Below are 4,136 nucleotides of genomic sequence, written 5' to 3'. Positions count from 1 at the left end.
TCTCCTATGGGCGTCTGAGGTTCAGCGCTGCTTGGCGCTGGCGGTTGCGATTGCCGGGCGACCGTCGCCGAGTGCGACCCAGGCATTCGGATCGCTCTGCGACTGCCGCTTGACGAAGCGGTAGCCAGTCTCGGTCCAGGCGACGACTTCCTCGTTTTGGTTATCGAGGATGAACTCGCCCTTGTCGGTCTTCACCGTCAGCACCGCGTGACCTTCGTTCTTCTTGTCGCGGACCACGGTGATCAGCAGCGCTTCGCGCGGCCAGCCGGCGTCGATCAGCATCTTGCGCTTCAGCAGAACGTAGTCTTCGCAATCGCCGTAACCATCGTTGGGCAGCGACCACTTTTCGATCACGCCCCAGTGGTCCATGTCGGTCAGCGGCTTGATCGTGTCGTTGACCCAGCGATTGACCTTCAGTAGATCCTGCCAAGCGGTCTGCGTCAGCACGATGTCCCGTGCCTGGCTGCGGCTGCCGCGGCACTCCACCGGATTATCCGAGCAGAACTCGATCCAACCGATCGGTGCACGCGTCTCGTCGCCGACGCTGGCGTAGCGAACTCTGTCTTCGGCTTGCGCCGTCGCGGTCAGTGCGACGACGGCGGCAATCACCGCAAGCCCCCGAAATCCCCTGTTGCCCGACATTGTGGCCCCCGTTTCTTGTTGGGACCATCATTTGCACAAACGCTTTGCAGGGCCGCTAAGTCGTCGAAGTAAAGTCGAGACGAATGCAAGTAAAACTGTCGGCGCATTCGATCTATACTTGAATCGAATTTGCGTAAAATTCGAGATATCGGCAATTGATTCAAATTCGAGCTATTAACGCGCGCATCGCTGCGGCACGCGCAGTTTCGCGTCGTTGCGCGACGCGCATTAACCGGCCGGAGCGTCCGGCTGCGAGCGATGTTGAGGCGAAAAAGGGCGGCAAGCGCCGGGAAAGTGAGGTGCTACGCGGCTGTGGATCGCTGCGTTCTGTTCACCGCGCGGTAACGCTGTCTTCGAGCGTTTCTTCGAGTTGCTCGTGCACGAACTCCAGCGCGAAGCCATCGTCGAGGTGACGAACGACGCGGGAGGCGACGCGGCCGAGCAGCACCTGCGAGTTCAGCGGGGGGCGCTGCTCTGCGGCAATCGCGGCGCCGGAGCGCGACATGTCGATGATGCGGCAACTCATCCGGCTGCCGTCGTCGAGCGTCAGCACGGCGATCGGGTTGCGCGGCACGATACGGTCGTGGCGGCGATCTTCCGGCAGATTGAGAATGTCGCGATTGGCGAGCCAGGTGAGCTGGGCCGCGAGCTTGTCGCGCTTACGCGGCGTTGCGGCCAAAGTCATCGCAAAGCCATTGTCGATGATACGGGTGATCTTGCCTTCGACGCGACCGACATGGTCGAGATAGGCGATCACGCGGTCGCCGACATTGCCGATCCCTGGCGCCAACAGGGCCAGCCCGCCGGGCGACATGTTGATCACCTGGCACGGAAATTCACGGCGGTCGGGCAGCATGTAGCGTCCGAGCAGGTGAACTTTCACCCGCTGGAAACGACGACGCTCGAGCGTCGCCGGCTGGCTTTTGGGGTTCTGCAACAACAAAACTGGATTTCCGCTGGCCGGCGCGCTGCCGTAGCCTTCAGCCTAAGGCCAGCACGGTTAACGGCTCGTTAGCAGATCGCTGTCCTCGGTTGTGCCGACTATTCACGCCGCAGATTGGGTTGTGGGCGCAACGGTTGCGATGACATGCGATCGGCAGATCACTTTGCAGGGTCTTCAAGTAACAACTCGCCTCCATCTGAAAGGCCATGTGGCGAGGCCGATGGGTGCCTCAGGCCGCGCCCGATCGCGCTGAAATCCGCGTTGTTCGATCCTGTTTCGTCGTTGGCCCGGTGTTTGCCGCGTAGTCGTACGAAGTGGACTTTGCACGGAGGGCGAAGGATTAAAGTTCCCGGGGAGCCGCAATTGCAGCGGCTTATTTAAAGGGGCCGGGGCGTAGCCAGCTGCGCTATGCCGCGCCAATTTGCGGGGCGGAGCCATGGCCTGCAGTCAATCAGCCAACGACCTGCTCGCGGCTTTGCCGGGGGCGGATTTTGAACTGCTGCGTCCCCATCTTCGCACGATCGACCTGAAATTCGGTCAGGTTCTGGTCGAGGCGGGGGCGCCGCTCGAACAGGCGATTTTCCCTCACGGCGGCATCATCTCCAGCGTGATCGGCCTCGGCAAGGACGAGGCAATCGAGCTCGCGGCGATCGGCCGGGATGGCGCGGTCGGGGCTGAGGCGGCGCACGAGACGGTGGCGACTGCCGGCGCCGTGGTTCGCTATCCGACGACCGCCTCCGCGATCGAGGTGATGCACTTCCGCTACGCCGTCGACCACAGTTCGTCGCTGCGCAGTCTGCTGCTCCGCTATCAATGGATCCGCGCCGTGAGGGCCGAACGGGTGGCGGCATGTAACGCCGCTCACTCTGCCGAAGCGCGTTTGTGCCGCCGCCTGCTGCAATCGCGCGATATGGCTGGGAGCGACTGCATGCAGCTCGGTCAGGATCTGATGGCGCAGATGCTCGGCGTCAAGCGCAACACGATTTCGCTGATCGCTCACGCGCTGCAGCAGCAGGGATTGATCCGCTACAGCCGTGGGCGGCTTGCGATCACCGATGTCGACGGCCTGATGCTGCGTGCCTGCGCCTGCTATAAGACCGACCGCGGTGGCTTCGCCGCAACGGCGGTCGAGCGCCAGCCGAACCTGACTATCCCGCGGCTCTCGCCGGATTATTCCGAGTCGCCGCGACTGCCCTCGTAGACCGTCAGTCCTCGGATCACCTGAAACTTCCGCAGCTTGCGTGGTGGGAAGCGGCGTGGCTGCTGGCCGACCGTTCGCCATGAGGTCAGCCGGAGGTTCGTCAGCGGCCCGATCATTCGGGTGGCGAGGGGGGTTAGGAGGCCGGTGGCGCTTAGGGGCGTGTGGGGGCGTTGGGCGAATGGGAGGAGCAGCAGCTCCAGCGTGACCGGCGTTGCGTTCGGCGCGGTGGCGAGGATACCGGCGACCACCGCGACGGTATCCCCTGATGCGATGTCCAGCACCTGCTCGATCGAGCGTCGCTGCTCCAGCATGAACTGGTTGGTCAGCTTCTCGCCCTTCAGGTCATGGCCGAGCAGGGCGTTCAGCCGGGTACCGGCGAACCGGAACGGGTATCCAGGCGCGTCGCACGACACCACGAACATGTCGCCGAGCAGGCTGCGCAACGCATCCGGCTCGATCGCGCTGCGATCGGGGGCAGCGGCGCCGTCGCGTTGCTTGTCCCAATAGGCGAAGAACGCCTGGCTCGACGGATGCTTCATGGACGACCTTGGTTCGCGGTCGTCACGCGCAGACGGCGTTGGGACAGGACTGTCCCGAAATCGCCCGGCGCGACGCTCCCAGAGTGTTGTGCAGGACCCCTGGTGCAGCGTCCATGCCGCGCAGCTCGAATGGCCGCGCCGTACCCGGCTTTGCGTCGTTAAGGTTAAATTAACTATGGCGTTGCGCGCGCGGGAACCACCGCTACGCTGTCGGCATTCCAACGTTGGCGACTCCAGACCGCCCGCGTTGGTCGAGTTACAGGGTGGCTGAAAAACAGGCCGGCCGACGGATTGGACACGCGGGCTCGTCCGATTCGAACGCTGCTGGCACGGACCGGGGGAGGGCTTTCTCAGAGCCCTCCCTTTCCGTTTGGGCGGGCGGTCCTTTGCCCCCGGCACCGGCCGAACGGGCGCTGCCACCGCTCCCCGAATTCCACTTTGCCGGAAAATGCTCTAAGGGTGCGGATCGCTCGCCCGAGCCGCTCGCAGCAGGTCGCAAGCCGTTGGATTCTCCGCTCGTATCGTCGTCGTTGCCGCCGGAGCCGCCGCAGCCGCAGCGCGAGCCGATTCTGACGCTGCCCGGTGCGGTGACCGCCTACGTGGCGCTGCTGGCGGTGATCCATCTGCGCACGCTGCTGTCGCCGGAGTTCGAGTACTGGACCATCGAGATGTTCGGCTTCATCCCGATGCGCTACGAGCAGACGCTGCTCGACTCGCCGTTCCCCGGCGGCACCGGGGCGAAGATCTGGACCTTCGTCACTTATTCGCTGCTGCACGCCAATCTCAGCCACATGGTGTTCAACGGTCTGTG

Annotated in this window: 4 protein-coding genes and 1 pseudogene; 2 read left to right on the top strand and 3 right to left on the bottom strand. The window is 63.8% G+C overall.

Annotation, left to right across the window (positions count from 1 at the left end):
• Positions 1 to 21: 21 nt before the first annotated feature.
• Together DYI24_RS22510 and DYI24_RS22505 are read right to left on the bottom strand one after the other, a co-directional pair.
• Complete coding sequence (locus DYI24_RS22510; protein WP_107345212.1) at positions 22 to 642, bottom strand: transglutaminase-like cysteine peptidase; 621 nt, start codon at positions 640 to 642, stop codon at positions 22 to 24.
• A gap of 331 nt (positions 643 to 973) precedes the next feature.
• The gene (locus tag DYI24_RS22505; RefSeq protein WP_408016670.1) at positions 974 to 1,585 is read right to left on the bottom strand and encodes a PilZ domain-containing protein; all 612 of its coding nucleotides are present in this window, start codon (positions 1,583 to 1,585) and stop codon (positions 974 to 976) included.
• Between the two features lie 436 nt (positions 1,586 to 2,021).
• On the opposite strand from DYI24_RS22505, the gene DYI24_RS22500 reads away from it, so the two are divergent.
• Positions 2,022 to 2,786, top strand: a complete 765-nt coding sequence (locus tag DYI24_RS22500) for a Crp/Fnr family transcriptional regulator (RefSeq protein ID WP_164573912.1) — start codon at positions 2,022 to 2,024, stop codon at positions 2,784 to 2,786.
• Here the strand turns inward: DYI24_RS22500 and DYI24_RS22495 are convergent.
• Positions 2,756 to 3,325 (bottom strand): PAS domain-containing protein, encoded by a 570-nt coding sequence (locus DYI24_RS22495; protein WP_164573911.1) that lies wholly within the window; start codon positions 3,323 to 3,325, stop codon positions 2,756 to 2,758. The genes DYI24_RS22500 and DYI24_RS22495 overlap by 31 nt on opposite strands.
• Positions 3,326 to 3,828: 503 nt before the next feature.
• Between DYI24_RS22495 and DYI24_RS22490 the strand changes: the two are divergent.
• Positions 3,829 to 4,136: pseudogene (locus DYI24_RS22490) on the top strand (rhomboid family intramembrane serine protease); the annotation flags it as partial.

It is taken from the genome of Rhodopseudomonas sp. BR0C11 (genome assembly GCF_010820945.1).
Taxonomy (GTDB): Bacteria; Pseudomonadota; Alphaproteobacteria; order Rhizobiales; family Xanthobacteraceae; genus Rhodopseudomonas; species Rhodopseudomonas palustris_H.
Note: the sequence above shows the minus strand (reverse complement) of the source record. Positions and strands in the feature narration are given on the sequence as shown.

Coding starts and splice junctions, on each gene's coding strand:
- DYI24_RS22510 (WP_107345212.1), bottom strand. CDS start 642: ATGTCGGGCAACAGGGGATTTCGGGGGCTTGCGGTGATTGCCGCCGTC.
- DYI24_RS22500 (WP_164573912.1), top strand. CDS start 2,022: ATGGCCTGCAGTCAATCAGCCAACGACCTGCTCGCGGCTTTGCCGGGG.
- DYI24_RS22495 (WP_164573911.1), bottom strand. CDS start 3,325: ATGAAGCATCCGTCGAGCCAGGCGTTCTTCGCCTATTGGGACAAGCAA.